This window comes from Pseudomonas sp. TE36184 (genome assembly GCF_054060055.1).
The window spans coordinates 529,622-545,442 of the sequence record NZ_JBSSCU010000001.1 but is presented as its reverse complement, the minus strand read 5'-3'; the positions used below and the strand labels follow the sequence as shown (position 1 = coordinate 545,442).

Here is a 15,821-nt window from a genome sequence, read left to right as displayed (position 1 = left end):
CATGCACACTCCGACCACCTTACCTGCCAGTTTGCACAGCCCCTTCCACCCCGGCGAAGTCGCCTTGGTGGGCGCCGGCCCCGGCGACCCGCGCCTGCTGACCCTGCGGGCCTGGAGCCTGCTGATGCAGGCCGATGCGGTGGTCTTCGACCGGTTGATCAGCGCCGAGATGTTGGCGCTGATCCCGCTGACCTGCGCGCGCCATTACGTGGGCAAGGCCAGCGGCTGTCACAGCCTGCCCCAGGATCAACTCAACGAACTGCTGGCCGAACTGGCCGACCAGGGGCAACGGGTGGTGCGCCTCAAGGGCGGCGACCCGTTTATCTTCGGCCGTGGCGCCGAAGAGCTGGAATACCTGCTGGCCCGAGGCGTGCCTTGCCAGGTGGTGCCGGGCATCACCGCCGCGTCCGGGTGCAGCGCCTATGCCGGCATCCCCCTGACCCACCGCGATCTGGTCAACTCCTGCCGCTTCGTCACCGGGCACCTGCAACGCGACGGCGCGTTGAAGCTGCCTTGGGCCAGCCTTGCCGAGCCGAGCCAGACGCTGGTGTTCTACATGGGCCTGTCGAACCTCGCGCTGATCGCCGAACACCTGGTGGCGGCGGGCCTGCCGGCGGACACGCCAGCGGCGCTGATCAGCAACGGCGCGCGAGCCGACCAGCAGGTGGCCCGTGGCACCCTGCGCCAGTTGCCGACGATGGCCGCCGACTGCGAACCCGGTGTGCCGACCCTGACGGTGATCGGCCATGTGGTCAACCTGTTCGCCGGAGCCGCCCTGCACTTCCCCGCCAGCCTGTCGCCGGCCCGCGAAGCGGTGGCGGTATGAAACGCCTGCTACTGCTGCCCTTGCTCTGGGCCGCCGCCGCCCACGGCACGCCGGCCGAGGACTACCAGCGTCACTGCGCGAGCTGCCATGGCCTCAACCGCATCGGTGCCAGCGGCCCGGCGTTGCTGCCGGAAAGCCTGGGACGGATCAAGCCGGAGGAAGTACGCAAGGTCATCGAGCAAGGGCGCCCGGCCAGTCAGATGGCGGCGTTTGCGCCACAGTTGAGTGCTGCGCAGATCGACGGCCTGGCGAATTTCCTGCAGCAACCGCCCGCCACACCGGCGACCTGGAACGAGCAGGACATCCATAACAGCCACACCCTGCTGGCAGACCTGAGCCGCTTGCCGACTACGCCTCAGCATCATGCCGACCCGCTCAACCTGTTTGTGGTAGTGGAGTCCGGCGACCATCACATCGACATTCTCGACGGTGACACCTTTGCCGTGCTGGACCGCTTCCCGACCCATTTCGCGGTCCACGGCGGGCCGAAATTCTCCCCCGATGGGCGCTTTGTGTACTTCGCCTCGCGCGACGGCTGGATCAGCCTGTACGACCTGCACAACCTCAAGCTGATCGCCGAAACCCGCGTGGCGCTCAACACCCGCAACCTCGCGGTGAGCAAGGACGGGCGCTGGGTGCTGGTGGGCAATTACCTGCCGGGCAACCTGGTGGTGCTGGATGCCCGCGACCTGTCGCTGGTCAAGACCCTCGACACCGCGTCGCGGGTCAGCGCGGTGTACACCGCTCCTCCGCGCAACAGCTTTATCGTGGCACTCAAGGACGTGAATGAAGTCTGGGAACTGTCCTATGCCGCCGCCCGGCCCAGCTTCGAACCCCGGCGCATCCAGGCCCAGGACGTGCTCGATGACTTTTCGTTTTCCCCGGATTATCGCCAACTGGTCGCCACCTCACGCAAGGCCGGCGGCGGCCAGGTAATCGATCTGGACACCGGCCACGTGGTCACCGACATCCCACTGTCCGGCATGCCGCACCTGGGCTCGGGGACGTATTGGCAGCGCAACGGTGAGTGGGTGTTTGCCACGCCCAATATCAGCAAGGGGCAAATCTCGGTGATCGACCTCAAGACCTGGAAGCTGATCAAGCAGATCCCCACCCTCGGCCCGGGCTTTTTCATGCGCAGCCATGCCAATTCGCGTTATGTGTGGAGCGATGTGTTTTTCGGGCCGGACAACGATGCGATTCACCTGATCGACAAACAGACCCTGGAAATCGCCCACACCCTACGCCCAATGCCGGGCAAGACCGCCGCCCACGTGGAATTCACCCGCGACGGCCGCTACCTGTTGCTGAGCATCTGGGCCAACGATGGGGCGTTGATCGTCTATGACAGCCAGACACTCAAGGAGATCAAGCGCATCCCGATGAACAAACCGTCGGGCAAGTACAACGTGGGCAACAAAGTCGAATTTGCCGAAGGTACATCACACTGAACCTCGCGCCGGGCACCTGCTCGCCAGCGAGGAAACCCCGGCATGGGTTGAAATGGAAATCGACAACTCCCACAAAGAGACCGCGCTGCGGGCGGACATGGCGATCTACTGTGGGAGGTGTCGAGCCCTGGCGAGGCTGCGACGGGGCCGGTACTGCTGACAGTTTTGCTGCCTGACAGCCCGCTATCGCAGCCTCGCTGAAGCTCGACAGCTCCCACAAGGAGACCGCGCTGCGGGCGGACATGGTGATCTACTGTGGGAGGTGTCGAGCCCCGGCGAGGCTGCGACGGGGCCGGTACTGCTGACTTTTTTGCTGCCTGACCGTCCGCTATCGCAGCCTCGCTGAAGCTCGACAGCTCCCACAAGGAGACCGCGCTGCGGGCGGACATGGCGATCTACTGTGGGAGGTGTCGAGCCCCGGCGAGGCTGCGACGGGGCCGGTACTGCTGATATTTTTGGCGCCTGACCGTCCGCTATCGCAGCCTCGCTGAAGCTCGACAGCTCCCACAAGGAGACCGCGCTGCGGGCGGACATGGCGATCTAGTGTGGGAGGTGTCGAGCCCCGGCGAGGCTGCGACGGGGCCGGTACTGCTGACTTTTTTGCTGCCTGACCGTCCGCTATCGCAGCCTCGCTGAAGCTCGACAGCTCCTACAAGGGGACCGCGCTGCGGGCGGACATGGCGATCTAGTGTGGGAGGTGTCGAGCCCCGGCGAGGCTGCGACGGGGCCGGTACTGCTGACTTTTTGCTGCCTGACAGTCCGCTATCGCAGCCTCGCTGAAGCTCGACAGCTCCTACAAAGGGACCGCGCTGCGGGCGGACATGGCGATCTAGTGTGGGAGGTGTCGAGCCCCGGCGAGGCTGCGACGGGGCCGGTACTGCTGACAGTTTTGCTGCCTGACCGTCCGCTATCGCAGCCTCGCTGAAGCTCGACAGCTCCTACAAAGGGACCGCGCTGCGGGCGGACATGGCGATCTACTGTGGGAGGTGTCGAGCCCCGGCGAGGCTGCGACGGGGCCGGTACTGCTGACTTTTTTGCTGGCTGACAGCCCGCTATCGCAGCCTCATGCTCGTTCCCACATTTTGATCGGTGTATGGCCTAACTCATCCAGTTCCCGCCATCGACGTTGTAGGTCTGGGCGACGACATAGTCGGCGTCCTTCGACGCGAGGAAGATCGCCATACCGGTGAGGTCTTCAGCGGTGCCCATGCGTCCGAACGGCACCTCGTCGCCTACTCGCTGCTTCTTCTCGCCCGGCGCCAGGCCTTCGTGCTTGGCGAACAGTGCGTCCACCCCGTCCCAATGCTCGCCGTCGACCACGCCCGGGGCGATGGCGTTGACGTTGATGCCCTGCTTGATCAGGTTCAGCCCCGCCGATTGGGTGAGGCTGATCACCGCCGCCTTGCTCGCGCAGTACACCGCGACCAGCGGCTCGCCACGCCGCCCCGCCTGGCTGGCCATGTTGATGATCTTGCCGCCGTGGCCCTGGCGGATCATCTGCCGAGCCGCGGCCTGCAGGGTGAACAGGGTGCCGGCGACGTTGATCGAGAACAGCCGCTCGACACTCTCGCGGGTGATGTCGACAATCGGCGCCAGATCGAACAGCGCCGCGTTGTTGATCAGAATATCCAACTGGCCGGCATGGGCCACCACGGCGGCAATCGCGGCGTCGATCGACGCCTGGTCGGTGACGTCCATCGCCACCGCGTAAGCCTGCGGGCCCAGTTCGGCTGCTGTGGCCTGGGCCCGCTGCAGGTCGATATCGGCGATGGCAACCGTGGCGCCTTCATGGATATAGGCCTGGGCAAAGGCGCGACCGATGCCTCGCGCCGATCCGGTGATCAGCGCGCTCTTACCTTCCAGTCGTTTCATGGGGTGCGTGTCCCTCGGGCATTGATGGGGGATAACCGGCGCGTTTGATCTCGTGCTCGGCGGTGTCCACCGCTTGTTTTTATGGTCGAGGGCCGATTACAGCAGCTTGGCCGGGCCCTCACAAACCCGTGGCGAATGCCCGACCGATACTTTTTTAACCGCAGGCCCGGGATCAAAAAAGTATCAGTACCGGGCGAAAGCTTCGGTAGCGCGGCTGTCGCCAACACGCGTATTTTGGCGCAATTCCCCAAGTACAAGAGGCATCACCATGCCCATCAGCCGCGCCGAGTTGTTCGAACACCGCCCCGCGGAACTCGAAGTGATCCTGCCCGAGCCGGAACACTGTTTTCGCTGGTTCGAACATGACTACCCCTACGAACTGGCGCGCTGGAATCACCACCCGGAATTCGAGATCCACCTGATCCGCCAAGGCAGCGGCAAGTTGGTGGCGGGCGATTACATCGGCGCATTCGGTGCCGGGCATGTTGCGCTGATCGGCCCGGACCTGCCCCACGACTGGATCGGCGACCTGGCCCCCGGCGAACACCTGAACGGCCGCGATGTGGTGCTGCAATTCGACGGCAGCGCCCTCCTCGCCCTGCGCAAGACCCTGCCGGAACTCGGCGACGTGCAGCCGTTGTTCGAACAGGCCCGGCGCGGCCTGGCATTCAGCGGCGAAACCGCCGTGCAAGCGGCCCGCCTGCTGGAAGACATCGGCAGCGCCCACGGCCTGCAACGCCTGATCCTGTTCCTGCAACTGCTCGACACCCTCAAGAACGCCCCGCCGCCGCAGGTGCAGGCCCTGGCCAGCCCGTGCTATGCGCCGACCCTGGACGCGCGCAGCGCCGAGCGCATCAACAAGGCGTTCGACTACCTGATGCGCGAATTGACCGGCGATGTGCGCCTGTCGGTAATCGCCCGGCAACTGGAGATGAGCGAAGCGGGCTTCTCACGCTTCTTCAAGCGCAACACCGGTCACGGTTTTATCGACCTGATGCGCAAGTTCCGCATACAGCGGGCGTGCCGGCTGTTGCTGCAAAGCGAGCTGTCCGTGGCGGCGATCTGCTTTGAAGTGGGCTACGCCAACCTGTCCAATTTCAACCGGCACTTTCGCATCGAGATGCACCAGACGCCCAGTGAATATCGGCGCGAAACGGCCATGCACCTGTTCCAGCGCAGCGAAAAAATGACACCGCGTCAATACTGACCAAATGGTCGATTAATTAGGATTTTTCCCAAGCTATTCAGCCCATTGAGTAAAGCTGGTACAGCTTGTGCAAACGTTTGCGGAACAAACTTGGCCGCCAAGTTCACCTCAACCCGAAGAATCGGGTCTAAACCGCAACTGAATAGGGATTTTCAATGCACTCCACCTCAAGGCATTCCGCTTCCTTTGGTGTTTCCCTGCTATTGAGCGCCGTTACGGGAGTACTCAGCCCGCCCATTCTGGCGCAGGAACAACCCGTCGATGACTCAGCACAGGGCGAAACCTTGAGCCCTGAAGCCAGCCCGGCGAAAAAAGGCGTGTACCTGTCGGACTGGTTCAACCAGGACCTGACATTGATCGGCAGCAAAGACATCAGCTTCGGCCCCAAGCCGGCCGATGACGTCTACCTGGAATACGAGTACTTCGGCCGCAAGGGCCCCTTCGAGCTGTACGGTTATATCGACGTGCCGAAGATTCTCGGCATCGGTAACAGTAATGACAAAGGCGCATGGGATCATGGCTCGCCGCTGTTCATGGAGCACGAGCCACGGATCTCCATCGACTACCTGGCGGGGCGCAGCCTGGCCATCGGCCCGTTCAAGGAATGGTACGTGGCCTTTGACTGGATCTACGACCACGGCAGTAACACCGCCAACCGTGCCAACACGCTATACAGCGGCCTCGGCACCGACATCGACACCCACTCGCGGGTCAACCTGTCGGCGAACTTTTATGGGCGTTACCAATGGGAAAACTATGGCGCCAGCAATGAATACGCATGGGACGGCTACCGCGCGCAGATGAAGTACATTGTGCCCATCGACACGTTCGACAACGGCGCCTCGCTGACCTATATCGGCTTCACCAACTACGATTTCGGCTCGGATCTGCACAAGGACAATCCGGCGCGCACCGCCAACGCGCTGGTGGCGACCAACGTGCTGCTGTACTCGTTCACCCACCTGCGCTTCACTCTGGTCGGTCGTTACTTTCACAACGGCGGTAACTGGGAGGATGGCAGCGAGCTGAATTTCGGCGACGGTAACTTCCGCGCCCGCTCCAACGGCTGGGGATACTACGCCGGCGTAGGCTACCAATTCTGATCAAGGAGTTTTAGATGAGTCTGTTTACCCGTGTCTCGCTGGCCGTCGGCCTGGCGCTGCTGCCTCACCTGGTACTGGCGCAGGCGCCTGCGCCGATCAAGCCCAAGGTGATGCTGATCACCATGTTCGCCCCCGAGGCGCAAACCTGGATCGATCGCCTGGCGCTCAAGCAGGAAGTCCGCGTGCCGGGCTTGTCCGCCGAATACCCGGTGATTCGTTGCAATACCGAAGACGTCTGCCTGCTGGTGACCGGCATGGGCCAGACCAACGCCGCCGCCTCCACCCTGGCGTTGGCGCTGTCACCCAAATTCGACTTGCGCCAGAGCTACTTTCTGATCGCCGGGATTGCCGGCATCAGCCCCAAGCACGGCACCCTCGGCACCACCGCCTGGGCGCATTACCTGGTGGAGTTCGGCACCCAGTGGGAAATCGATTCGCGGGACGCGCCCAAAGACTGGCCGACCGGCTACATCGGTATCAACACCAAGGGTCCGAACGAAAAACCGCCGCTGGACTACAAGACCGAAGTGTTCGAGCTGAACCCGAAACTGCAGGCCAAGGCGTTTGCCCTGTCGCAGAAGGTTGAGCTGACGGAAAGCCCGGAATCCAGCGCCTGGCGCAAACACTACCCTGCGGCACCGGCCAACCAACCGCCGCAAGTTACCCGCTGCGACACCCTGGCGGGCAACACCTGGTTCTCCGGCACGCGCCTGAGCGAGCGCGCCGAAGTCTGGACGCGGTTGCTCACCGACAACCAAGGCGAATACTGCACCACCCAGCAGGAAGACAACTCCACCTATGAAGCCCTGCTGCGCGCCAGTCGCGAAGGGCTGGTGGATATCCAGCGCCTGGCGGTGGTGCGCGCCGGGTCGGATTTCGACCGACCTTATCCGGGCTACAGCGAGGTGGATAACCTGCTCAAATATGCGGACCAGGGCGGCTTCGTGCCGGCGCTGGAGAACCTGTACCGCACGGGCAACCCGTTGGTCCAGGCGATCCTGAAGCACTGGTCGGCGTGGGAAAAAGGCGTGCCCGACGCCTAGTCAAAAACCACCGGTGGGAGCGGGTTTGCTCCCACCTGTTCAAGCGCGTCAGGGCAGCAAGACGATCTTATCGGCGCTGCCCACATTCACCTCCTCGAAGCATTTCACACCCTCGGCCAACGCCACTTCGCGCAGGCCGCTCGGCAGCGGCAGCAACCCTTCGTCAAAGAAGTGCCCGAACTGCTCCAGCATCACCGCACATTGTTCGCAGTTGTAGAGCAACGAATTGATCCCCACCACCGAACCGCCCTTGCGATACAGGGCCAGGGCCGGCAGTTGCACCTGACCGTCGACCGGCGCGGCAATGATCGCGATGCGCCCGAACGGCGCCAGCCCCGCCACGGCGGCGGGCAACCAGAACCCCGTGGTGTCGAAGATCACATCGGCGCCGCCCTTGAACACGGCATTGACCTGCGCGCCCAAATCCTCCGGCTGGCCCAGGGTAATCGCGGCGATACCTTGCGCCTGCAACACTTCGGCCTGCTCAGGGCGTCGCACCGCCGCCAGTACCTGCGCCCCAAGGATTTTCGCCAAGGCCAACGCCGCACTGCCGACGGCCCCGTTCGCACCGATGACCAGCACCCGCGTGCCCTCGCCGACCGCGCTGCGCTGCAGGGCGTCCCACGCGGTGGTGTACGGCACACCGAGGCTGGCGGCCTGGGCAAAACTCAGGTGGCTGGGTTTGTGCGCCACGCCCTTGGCCGACACAGTGAGGTACTGGGCATGGGAACCGTCGGCGAAGAAACCGAGGTCACGCCCGGTGCCCCAGACTGCCTGCCCGACCCATTCCTGCGGGCCTTCGACCACCACGCCGGCGAAGTCGCGACCGGGAATGCGCGGCAGCGTGGTGTAGGGAAAGCGACCGAGCACATTCTTCACGTCGCTGGGGTTGAGACCGGCGGCCTTGATCTGTACCAGCACGTCCCCAGCGGCGGGCACCGGGGTGGCGACGTCGACGAAACGCAGGGTGGAGAGGTCGCCGGTGGCGGAAAATTGCAGCGCTTTCATGAGCGGCATCCATCAAAGGGGAAAGGACATTCAGGACAACCAACCACTGACCAACTGACGCCCCATCGGCCACAGTTTTTCGCCGAGCAACATGCCCATCAGGCCTACCAGCGCGATGGCCGGCGGCGCGGGCGAGCGGAAATCCAGCGCACCGTAGATCACGCCGACGAAGAGGCCAATGGCAAGGGAGATCAAGTAACTCATGGGGGCAGCGCCTGGTGGTTGGATGGCGCTTAGTGTAGGAAGCCGCCACCCACCTCATCGGCCAAGTGCTTCAGGATTTCGGCCAAACCTTCAACCGCGGTACTGCGACGGTGCCACGCCGAGTTCACGACGGAACATGTCGCTGAAACTGCTGGGCGAGTAACCCAGGGACCGTGCGATCGCGCTGACTGACTGGCCTTGGATCAACTCAGCCACCGCCGTGGCCAGTTGCACCTGGCGGCGCCATTCGGCGAAGCCCATGCCAAGGTGGTTCTGGAACAGCCGCGCCAAGGTCCGCACACTGGCACCGGCGGCCTCGGCGTGATGTTCGAAGGGAATCGCCAGGGACGGCGCAGCCATCACCGCCTGGCAGGCATTGACCAGGCGGCGGTCGGCCTCCGGCGGCATGGCGATGCGGATTGACGCGCGGCGTGCGCGCTGCAGCCCCAGCAGGGCCAGGCCGACCACCGCGTCGTAATAGCCGGCATCGCCACTGTCGCCCTGCTCCACCAGGGTGACGATCAACTCGCGCAGCAGCCCGCCGACTTCAATCACCTGCACCTGGCTGTCCAGCGTCGCGGCCAGCGCCGGGCGCAGGTAGATATTGCGCATCTGCAAATCCGAGACCACGCGTATCCCATGTTCCACGCCCGGCGGCAGCCAGACGGCGCGTTGGGGCGGCACCACCAGCGCTTCGCGTGGCGTCTCGACCCACATCACCCCGCTCATGGCATAGAGCAACTGGCCCCAGTCATGCCGATGGGGCTCTACGTACCAACCACGCGGGTAGGTCCGCGCCAGCGGTTGCACGGGCACGGCGTGATCACTGAGGTCGGGGGGCGTGGCCAGGGCCATGGGGAACACATCCGGCAAGGGTGAGCGGCCATGGTAATGACCAGCGCCCGACAAGCCGAGCGAATTTTTACCGCGCTCAGCCTTTAGCCGACTTGGCGCATTCGCAGCCCGTCGGCGCCACACACGGCTCACCATGGGCATGGTGTTCGGCACAGCCCTGGCAGCAATAGCCCTTACCGTCTTTCATCACCGCCTCCACTCCCAGCACACATTTGCAGTGTGGGCAGGCACAGGTTGTATCTGGCATGGTCAGACTCCTTCGTCATGGTCGTCCCGGTGCGGCGGGCGCCGACACCTTTAGCAGTGACTGCGGGCCGGCGCGGATGGTTCCTACCATCAGTCAGTCGGTGCGGGTGTTGCTGCGGTACCTGAACATCAGCGCTAGCGCCAGGCAGGCCATTGCCACGATCCGGCTGCCCGACAGCTCGAGGCCGGGTGGCCCAGCCAGCCGAAATGGTCGATCAGCACGCTCATGGGGAAAACGCCTCGCGGTAAAAGTAGGTCCATTCCGATTTTTCGGGCCACTATTCCTAAGCCCGGCACGCTGCGACAGACTTCGACGAAACCCTTGTTTGGAGCAATGCCATGGATGTCATGTACCGCAACCCGTCGCGCTCAAAACGGTTGGCGTCAACCAGCGGTCAGGCTGTCTTTGATAGCGCCAGCAGTTCTGGCTATATTTGGCCAAAATATGCGGAGAGCCCCATGATTACAGTGCCGTTGGGCGAAGCCAAAAACACGCTGTCAAAACTGGTTGATGAGGCGGCTGCCGGCAAAATCATCACCATCGCCAAGCATGGGCGAGCGATGGCGCAGCTTGTCCCTGTTGGAAAATCCAAAGGCCGGCGAATTGGCGCCATGCAAGGCAAGCTGGTGATTCCGGATGACTTCGACGCGCCTTTGTCCGACGACCTCATCGAAGCGTTCCAGGGCACTCATTCATGAGAGTGCTGCTGGATACCCACATCCTGCTGTGGACGTTGAACGATGACCCCAAGCTCTCCAGCAAAGCCCGAAAGCTGATTGAACATGCCGCAGAGATCTACGTCAGTGCCGCCACATTCTGGGAACTGGCGATCAAGGTCGGCCTGGGGAAACTCACTGTCGATCTGGATGAAATCCGTGAGTGCTGCCTGCAAAGCGGTTTCGTCGAACTCCCCATCACGTCAGAACACGCCATTGCGGTCAAGGATCTCGAGCCTCATCACAAAGACCCTTTCGATCGGCTCATCGCTGCAACCGCCCTGAGCGAACCAATGAAGCTATTGACGGCCGATCCGCAGGTTGCCCAATACACATCGCTGGCGGTCCTGGTGTAGATCGCCCCAGCACCGCGGGCCTTGGATCAAAACAACCACTGCCCGATCAACCACGCATTCGCGCCACTGATCAGCGCAAACAGAAACCACGCGAGCAAGCGCGTCGGCAGGCGATTGACGAACGGGCCCATCAGTCGCGCGTCGCCGGTCATGCGAATCAGCGGATACAACGCAAACGGCAACTGCAGGCTGAGCACCACCTGGCTGAGAATCAGCAACTTGCCAATGGCCGCGTCGCCCATCAGCCACACGCCCACGAACGCCGGGATCAGCGCCAGCCCACGGGTGATCAGGCGTCGCTGCCAGCAAGGAATGCGCAGGTCGAGGTAGCCCTCCATGATCACTTGCCCGGCGATGGTGCCGGTGAACGTGGAACTCTGCCCGGAAGCCAGCAAGGCGATGCCGAACAGGATGCTGGCGAAGGCGCCGCCGACCAGAGGATCGAGCAAATGGTAGGCGTCCTGGATCTCGACCACATCCGTATGCCCGGTTTTATGGAACGCAGCGGCGGCAAGCACCAGGATCGCGGCGTTGACCAGCAAGGCCAGGGCCAGGGAGCCGATGGTGTCGATACGCGCCAGCTTGACCGCGTCCTGCTTGCTGGCGAGGTCTTTGCCGATCAGCCGGGTTTGCACGATCGAGCTGTGCAGGTAGAGGTTATGCGGCATCACGGTGGCGCCGAGGATACCAATCGCCAGGTACAACGGCGCGGCATCGCTGATGGCCGACAACGACGGCGCAAAGCCGCTGAACACGTCCGGCCAGTAGGGTTTGATCAGCACCAGCTCGATGAAGAAACACACGCCGATGGTGGCAACCAGCGCCAGCATGATCGCTTCCAGGCGGCGGAAACCACGGTTTTGCAGGGCCAGCACCAAGAGCGTGTCAAACGCGGTGATGACAATGCCGGTGGTCAACGAAACACCGAGCAGCAGGTGAAACGCCAGGGCGCAGCCGAGCACTTCGGCGAGGTCGGTGGCGATGATGGAAATTTCCGCCAGCACCCACTGGGTGCGGGCCGAGCGTTGGCTGTAGCGTTCGCGGCACAGTTGCGCCAGGTCCTTGCCGGTGGCGATGCCCAGCCGCGAGCACAGGCACTGCACCACCATGCCCGCCAGGCTGGCCAGCAGCACCACAAACAGCAGGTTGTAGCCGTAGCGCGAGCCGGCCTCGATCGCCGTGGCCCAGTTGCCCGGGTCCATGTAGCCGATGGAAATCAGCAAGCCGGGGCCGGCAAACATCAGCATTCGTTTGAAAAACGACGCCTTGGGGTCGACGATGACAGAGCCAGCCACTTCCGGCGGGCAAAACGGAGCGGTAGCGATTTTCGGCAGGCTGAATTTCACGCAGTATCCCAGGCAAACACTCTAGACAAGCCCGTAGCTTATCAGTCGGATGCAACCGTTCGCATCACCGTGTCCCGCGGCAGGTCAAACGCTTCGACCACTTGCACCACCAGGTCCATTTCCTGGTTCAACGCTTCGCGCTCCATGCGCTGGCGGATCACCCCGATCACCAGTACCGCCAAGGTCGTGATCGAATACGCCGGGCCGGAAAAACGCACGCACCCCGCTCACCAGCAACATCGCCGCCGCCAGTGCCTGGCCCACCAGCGGAATCGCCGTGGCTGCGCCGCGCCGCAGGATGAACCCGGTCAGCCCCGCCAACGCCGTACCGCTCAACGCCGTGGCGGCCGAACGGCCGACATCGATGCGATGGAACAGGCCCTGCTCCTTTTGCGCCGCCGCCTGAAGCTCGGCGTCGAACGCCTGTCGGTCGGCGTGGCTGAGTTTGTCCTTGTATTGTTCGATGAGTTTTTCCGCGACCTGCGCTTCGATGTCCGCCAGCACGACGGTCTCCATCGGTTCATCGAACTTGATCCCCAGCCGCTGCGCCACATCCTCGGCGATCTGGCGATACCCCACGCCGTGCCCCCGGGCGAGGTTCATGAAGCTGTCGCCGCCCATGCGCTGCAACTCGATGGCCAACTTCAGCGGCTCGCGCACCGTGGCATCAATCGAGGCACTGCGCTTTTGCGCGATCAATTCGGCGAGGAACTTCAGCTCGTCCGGGCGCGCCCGCACCAGCACCGGGAACAGTTCGTCATCTTCTTCGGCAAAGCGCACCTCGCTACTGCGCTGGTCGGCGCGGATCATGCCGCGTCGCTCCTGCAGCAGGTCGGTGTACTGCACCACCGTCTGCAACTGCGGCCAATAGGCCGCGTGATCGAAGCTGGCCAGGTGAACGTTGGTCACCTTGGCCTTGAGCGCGGGCGTGATCGGGATGGCGTAGCGACCGATGCAACGCTCGGTATCCGGTTTCATCGCCAGGGCCCAATCCTTACTGGAGTGACAGTTGATCACCCGCCCCGAAAGCGCTGCGCACACTTCATCCCAAGGGCTCGACGTACAGATCGCCCCGCCCATCAACAGCAAATGGTTCAACGGCAGTTCGCGCGCAGTGTCGGGGTTGGCCAACACGCTCTTGACCAGGATGCGCGCGCCGAGGGAATGCCCGATCAGGTTGATGCGCCGCACCTGCAGCGACTCGCCGTGGAGGAATTCGGCCAATTCCGGCAACAGGCTGCGGGCCACTTCATCCACCCGCGCCTCGACACTTTTGTAATGGTCGAGAAAATACCCGATCGCCTTGCCCACCCCTACCGTCGCCGCTCCCAGGCCGCCGCCGCCGAGCATCGCGGTGATCACGTCCTTGAACGGTGCGAACAGGTTTTCCAGAAAATGCCCGGCCGGCCAGAACAGCATCAGGTTGGTCGAACCTTCGATACTTGCCAGTTGCGCCGTGAAGTTGCCCAGTTGCTGCCGGTTGAAGAACGCCGAGTAACCGTGAACATAGAGATTGAGCACGTCCCCCTGAGGCTCGCCGCACAGTACGAACGTGGGCTTGCGGGTACGGTGCATTTCATCCCACTGGTGCTGCATGGGCCGGTGACTCCTGGTGACGAAGGACGCCGATAGTAACAAAGGGCGGGCCGCAGGAAGGTGAATCCTGACGGGCGCGGACGCCGCAACCCCCTCAGAACAACGACGCGGCCTTTGATTTAGTCAGATAACGCGCCGGGGTATCGCCCAGGTTGCGCCGGAACAACGCAGTGAAGGCGCTGGCACTGCTGAAGCCCAACTCAAGCGCCACCTCGGTGATGGACACGCCGTGGCTGAGCCGGGCAGTGGCTTCCAGCAGGCAGACTTGCTGGCGCCAGGCGACGAACGTCATGCCCGTGCTCTCAAGGAAATGGCGGGTAAAGGTGCGCCGGCTCATGCTCGACCACGCGGCCATTTCGTCAATCGAAGTGTGTTGCGTAGGGGCCTCCAGAAAACGCTGGCAGGCGCTCGCCAGCCGTGGCTCGCGGGGCAACGGCGCGCTGAGGGGCAACTCGGGCATCGCTCCGATCTCATCGATCAGCAGCGTCAGCACGCAGGCCTGCCTGGCATTGGGTAAGGTCGAAGGCTCGATGGCCAGCGCCGCCTGCAACAGATGCCTGAGCAGGGGCGACACTTCAAACACCTGGCAGCGTGCCTGCAACCCCGCCCGTGCGGCGGCACCGGCGTCCAGGTAGGTATTGAGCATCACCACATCGCCGCGCATCTGCATTTCATGGGGCACGCCGCCGGGCACCCAGATCGCCCGCTGCGGCGGCACCACCCAGTTGCCCAGGTCGGTAAACATTTTCAGCGCGCCGGTGGAAGCGTAGGCGAACTGACCTCGCGGGTGCGTGTGCCGCGCAAACACGGTGCCAGAGGGGTATTCGCGCAGCGTCACCAGCGCGTCGGGGCTGTCGGAATCAAAAGTCGGCATCATGGCCCGATTCTGTCAAAAGTTGACCTGACATAGCAAGCGGGCCATTGCCCTGCCGCCTAACATCGACGCCTTTGAAGCTGCACTCTGCCTAAAAGGAAACCCCATGCAGAAAAAACACCTGGTGCTTGCTGTGCTGGTTACGTTGGTCTGGGGGGTGAACTTCCCCCTGACAAAATTGGGCCTGCGTGCAATCGACCCCTTTGTCCTTACCGGCATACGCTTTGCCCTCGCCGCCCTGCCGCTGGTGTTTTTCATCAAGCGCCCCGCCGTGGGCTTCCACTATGTAGCGGCTTATGGGCTTATCTTCGGGCTGGGGATGTGGGGCGTGATCAACTATGGCATTCAGGTCGGTGTCAGCCCGGGAATCGCCTCGCTGATCATCCAACTCAGCGTGTTTTTCAGCATGGGTTGGGGCTATGTGCTGTTCCAGGAAAAAATCCGCAGGGCCCAAGTGCTCGGCGCCGTGCTCGCGGTGACCGGCCTGGCGGGGATTATCGCGACGCAACACGGCGACCACGCGCTGCTGGGTATTCTGTTGATCGTTTTCAGCGCGCTGGCCTGGAGTGTCGGCAACGTGATCATCAAGCAATCGGGCGTGAAAGAGATCTTCTCGTTCATGGTGTGGGCCAGTCTGTTCCCACCGATTCCGCTGTGGCTCATGGCCTGGTGGCTGCACGGCAGCGCAGTGTTCGCCAACGTGGGCGCCAACCTCGACCTGACGGCGGCGGGTTCCATCCTGTTCCAGGTCTACCTGGCCACGCACTTTGCCTACTGGGGCTGGAACTCACTGCTCAAGGCATACCCGGTATCCACCGTAGCGCCGCTGTCCCTGCTGATTCCGGTGTTCGGCATGACCAGTTCGATGCTGATCATCGGCGAGCGCATATCCACGCCCAACCTGCTCTCGATTGCGCTCATCATCACGGGACTGGCCGTGGGGTTGTACCGCACGCACGCCAGTGCGCGTGGAAAAACACTCAGCCAGTGAAAGACACGCCCGCGAGAACGCGGTCGCCCAGCAAAAAATCACCTGCCCAGCACGATCCCACACTGCAAAAACACAATTATCGACATGTAAAAAGCGCTCTAATAGCCGCCTGTTGATTGGCTTTAA

15 protein-coding genes and 2 pseudogenes are annotated in these 15,821 nt (G+C 63.1%); 8 read left to right on the top strand and 9 right to left on the bottom strand.

The window, feature by feature from the left end:
* Position 1: 1 nt before the first annotated feature.
* Complete coding sequence (gene cobA, locus ACVWZP_RS02565) at positions 2 to 826, top strand: uroporphyrinogen-III C-methyltransferase (protein WP_017849359.1); 825 nt, start codon at positions 2 to 4, stop codon at positions 824 to 826.
* Positions 823 to 2,277: a cytochrome D1 domain-containing protein gene (locus ACVWZP_RS02560; protein ID WP_169866073.1), complete on the top strand. Its 1,455-nt coding sequence runs from the start codon at positions 823 to 825 to the stop codon at positions 2,275 to 2,277. Before cobA ends, ACVWZP_RS02560 begins: the two co-directional genes overlap by 4 nt.
* Positions 2,278 to 3,375: 1,098 nt before the next feature.
* Here ACVWZP_RS02560 and ACVWZP_RS02555 read toward each other — a convergent pair.
* Positions 3,376 to 4,149, bottom strand: a complete 774-nt coding sequence (locus tag ACVWZP_RS02555; RefSeq protein ID WP_017849171.1) for an L-iditol 2-dehydrogenase — start codon at positions 4,147 to 4,149, stop codon at positions 3,376 to 3,378.
* Positions 4,150 to 4,417: 268 nt separating this feature from the next.
* On the opposite strand from ACVWZP_RS02555, the gene ACVWZP_RS02550 reads away from it, so the two are divergent.
* The 3 genes from ACVWZP_RS02550 (at position 4,418) to ACVWZP_RS02540 (ending at position 7,502) form a co-directional block, all read left to right on the top strand.
* The gene (locus tag ACVWZP_RS02550) at positions 4,418 to 5,356 is read left to right on the top strand and encodes an AraC family transcriptional regulator (protein WP_108525169.1); all 939 of its coding nucleotides are present in this window, start codon (positions 4,418 to 4,420) and stop codon (positions 5,354 to 5,356) included.
* A gap of 155 nt (positions 5,357 to 5,511) precedes the next feature.
* Entirely contained in the window at positions 5,512 to 6,459 is a 948-nt protein-coding gene (locus tag ACVWZP_RS02545; RefSeq protein WP_057004359.1) for a nucleoside-specific channel-forming protein Tsx, read from the top strand.
* Between the two features lie 14 nt (positions 6,460 to 6,473).
* Entirely contained in the window at positions 6,474 to 7,502 is a 1,029-nt protein-coding gene (locus ACVWZP_RS02540) for a purine-nucleoside phosphorylase (protein ID WP_046383067.1), read from the top strand.
* 48 nt (positions 7,503 to 7,550) lie between these two features.
* Here ACVWZP_RS02540 and ACVWZP_RS02535 read toward each other — a convergent pair whose 3' ends face one another.
* The 5 genes and pseudogenes from ACVWZP_RS02535 to ACVWZP_RS02515 all read right to left on the bottom strand — a co-directional run.
* Positions 7,551 to 8,510 carry a quinone oxidoreductase family protein gene (locus tag ACVWZP_RS02535; protein ID WP_046383066.1) on the bottom strand — a complete coding sequence of 320 codons (960 nt, stop codon included), beginning with the start codon at positions 8,508 to 8,510 and terminating at the stop codon, positions 7,551 to 7,553.
* A 30-nt stretch (positions 8,511 to 8,540) separates the two neighbouring features.
* Positions 8,541 to 8,714, bottom strand: coding sequence for a DUF1427 family protein (locus ACVWZP_RS02530; RefSeq protein ID WP_017849167.1), 174 nt, complete (start codon positions 8,712 to 8,714; stop codon positions 8,541 to 8,543).
* Between the two features lie 90 nt (positions 8,715 to 8,804).
* Positions 8,805 to 9,569: an AraC family transcriptional regulator gene (locus ACVWZP_RS02525; RefSeq protein WP_457369343.1), complete on the bottom strand. Its 765-nt coding sequence runs from the start codon at positions 9,567 to 9,569 to the stop codon at positions 8,805 to 8,807.
* 76 nt (positions 9,570 to 9,645) lie between these two features.
* Positions 9,646 to 9,816, bottom strand: coding sequence for a metallothionein (locus ACVWZP_RS02520; protein WP_079444133.1), 171 nt, complete (start codon positions 9,814 to 9,816; stop codon positions 9,646 to 9,648).
* Positions 9,817 to 9,909: 93 nt separating this feature from the next.
* Positions 9,910 to 10,043: pseudogene (locus tag ACVWZP_RS02515) on the bottom strand (DMT family transporter); the annotation flags it as partial.
* Between the two features lie 111 nt (positions 10,044 to 10,154).
* Here ACVWZP_RS02515 and ACVWZP_RS02510 point away from each other — a divergent pair.
* Entirely contained in the window at positions 10,155 to 10,514 is a 360-nt protein-coding gene (locus ACVWZP_RS02510; protein ID WP_226926289.1) for a type II toxin-antitoxin system Phd/YefM family antitoxin, read from the top strand.
* The gene (locus tag ACVWZP_RS02505; protein WP_198865404.1) at positions 10,511 to 10,888 is read left to right on the top strand and encodes a type II toxin-antitoxin system VapC family toxin; all 378 of its coding nucleotides are present in this window, start codon (positions 10,511 to 10,513) and stop codon (positions 10,886 to 10,888) included. The genes ACVWZP_RS02510 and ACVWZP_RS02505 overlap by 4 nt, the downstream gene beginning before the upstream one ends.
* A gap of 26 nt (positions 10,889 to 10,914) precedes the next feature.
* Here the strand turns inward: ACVWZP_RS02505 and ACVWZP_RS02500 are convergent, their stop codons facing one another.
* From ACVWZP_RS02500 to ACVWZP_RS02490, 3 genes and pseudogenes are all read right to left on the bottom strand, one after another.
* Positions 10,915 to 12,234 (bottom strand): Nramp family divalent metal transporter, encoded by a 1,320-nt coding sequence (locus ACVWZP_RS02500; RefSeq protein ID WP_046383062.1) that lies wholly within the window; start codon positions 12,232 to 12,234, stop codon positions 10,915 to 10,917.
* 41 nt (positions 12,235 to 12,275) lie between these two features.
* Positions 12,276 to 13,830 (bottom strand): annotated as a pseudogene (locus ACVWZP_RS02495) (DUF726 domain-containing protein).
* Positions 13,831 to 13,924: 94 nt separating this feature from the next.
* Positions 13,925 to 14,707, bottom strand: coding sequence for an AraC family transcriptional regulator (locus ACVWZP_RS02490; RefSeq protein ID WP_256823533.1), 783 nt, complete (start codon positions 14,705 to 14,707; stop codon positions 13,925 to 13,927).
* 103 nt (positions 14,708 to 14,810) lie between these two features.
* Here ACVWZP_RS02490 and ACVWZP_RS02485 point away from each other — a divergent pair, with 103 nt between their 5' ends.
* A complete protein-coding gene (locus ACVWZP_RS02485) occupies positions 14,811 to 15,695 on the top strand; it encodes an EamA family transporter (RefSeq protein WP_457369342.1) in 885 nt (294 codons plus the stop codon).
* The last annotated feature ends 126 nt before the right edge of the window (positions 15,696 to 15,821 follow it).